This is a genomic window from Alitabrizicola rongguiensis (assembly GCF_021491355.1).
GTDB lineage: Bacteria > Pseudomonadota > Alphaproteobacteria > Rhodobacterales > Rhodobacteraceae > Aliitabrizicola > Aliitabrizicola rongguiensis.
This window is the reverse complement of record NZ_JAKENF010000012.1, coordinates 1-1,749: the sequence shown is the minus strand read 5'-3', so window position 1 is coordinate 1,749 and position 1,749 is coordinate 1. Positions and strand designations below refer to the sequence as shown.

Annotated in this window: 2 protein-coding genes; one reads left to right on the top strand and one right to left on the bottom strand. The window is 55.2% G+C overall.

All coding sequences use genetic code 11. From position 1 onward, the window contains the following. A partial coding sequence (locus L0V05_RS20450; RefSeq protein ID WP_406566001.1) for a calcium-binding protein occupies positions 1–591 on the bottom strand: 591 nt, incomplete at its 3' end. A gap of 370 nt (positions 592–961) precedes the next feature. Between L0V05_RS20450 and L0V05_RS20775 the strand changes: the two genes are divergently transcribed. Further along, entirely contained in the window at positions 962–1,378 is a 417-nt protein-coding gene (locus L0V05_RS20775; protein WP_406566000.1) for a transposase, read from the top strand. Positions 1,379–1,749 lie beyond the last annotated feature (371 nt).

Genomic DNA, 1,749 nt, shown 5'->3' with positions numbered 1-1,749 from the left:
GGTGCTATCCACGTAGTAGCTGTCATTGCCGTCGCCGCCGGTCATCGTGTCGTTCCCGGCACCGCCATCAAGCATATCGTGGCCCAAGCCGCCGCTCAGGAGGTCATTTCCGTCGCCACCGAAAATCGTGTCGTTGCCAGAGTATCCATAAAGCCTGTCATTTCCCGAGAAACCATTCCACTTGTCGGAAAATTCCGAAAGGAAAATGCTGTCGCTTCCGGCTAACGCCATAGACATAAGCTGAACGTCGTCATTGCCGTCAGCTGTAGTAATCGCACTCCAGACGGCCGCGGCGGGAACAGAAGTCTGTTCGACTACCCAAATATCGGTTCCGAACCAATTGAACTTTGCGATGCTTGAGACAGTTCCGGAAACAATATCCCCATTGTCATTAAGTCCAAAACCGCTTCCACCAAACCACAAGCCTAGATCCTTGGACCCATCCCATCCATTTATTACCGCAGCATCATCGTAGTATATTCCATCAATCGTGATTGAGTCTTGTAGCCACCCATCATACCACCACCGATAAAACCAGTTCAAATCGAGGCTATCGATATTGACAGCCTCCCAAGCATTGAACGTTGCCATTCCGCCCCCCTACTCAATGCCAGCCCTTATCACCACAAAAGACCAAACCATTGAACGATGGTGTACTATTTTTGAAATTCATCATGTCGCTTGCACATTTCGAAGTTATCCGAAAGGCACTCAACTCATTCCCTCGGCGGACGACAAAGGAAGTTTCCATTTGACGTTTTCTAGTATTGATATGGAAAAACAAACATTCATTGATCTAGATCAATGAACATCAAAGTGAACTGCCACAGGCCCCATCCGACAGCGCGAAAGCTGCACAGATATGCGCCGGGCAGCACTGACAATGTAACTTTGCTTAACGTGACTAAGGGTACCCGGTAGCGTCCTGCAACGATGGAGTCGCAGCGCCCTTTGCTATTTCATGGCCCGGCACCAGCAGAACGAGGCGAGCCTCCGGCTGGAAACGATCCCCGGCATCGGCCTGATCCCCGCTCCGGCGCCACCCATCAGCGCGTCCGATCCTGGCGTGCTCCAATCCGGCCGGCAGTTCGCTGCGTGGCTCGGTCTCGTGCCGCGACAGAGTTCATCGGACGGCAAGGGGCAGCACGGTAGGGTCTCGAAAATGGGCAATGGCTGCCTGCGAAGATCACTGGTCGTCGGGGCCACCTCCGTCACCCGTCGCGCCGAAATGACCGGCACCCGAACCGGAGCCTGGGTCCGCTCGTCGCTCGAGCGCAAGCGATGCACCTCGACACTGAGGCCATCGCCAACAAGGCCGCATGTCGCTTGGGCGCTGCTCGCGAGGTGCAAGACATGCGGGTCCGCAGCAATCGGTTGATCGAAGCGTAGATGTCCAAGGCGCTCAACGGGCGTCGCGACGAGATACAAGAGCAGAGGCGAGTAATGATGATCGAATAGATCGCTGCTGGGACACCCCGAAGTGCTGTCAGGGCACCACAACTCGATCTTCTGATTGGCCCGGCACGCGAACTAAATAAGGAAAAGCGGACAGATGATCCGCGCAAACATACTGGACAAATGACCGCCAACTGCGGCGATCATCGTCGCCCACAAGTTCCTTGCAAAACCGAGACGGTTCAGAAATGACCACACCGTGTCGAGGCCTTCAGACGAAGAGGAAGTCATCTGCCGTGACGGCGCTGGCCGCGACGCCGGCGAGGTGGATCGAGCCATGATCGCCGATTGCGA

Bases quoted from the DNA above. Each gene is read 5' to 3' on its own strand.
- L0V05_RS20775 (WP_406566000.1), top strand. From the start codon at position 962: ATGGCCCGGCACCAGCAGAACGAGGCGAGCCTCCGGCTGGAAACGATC.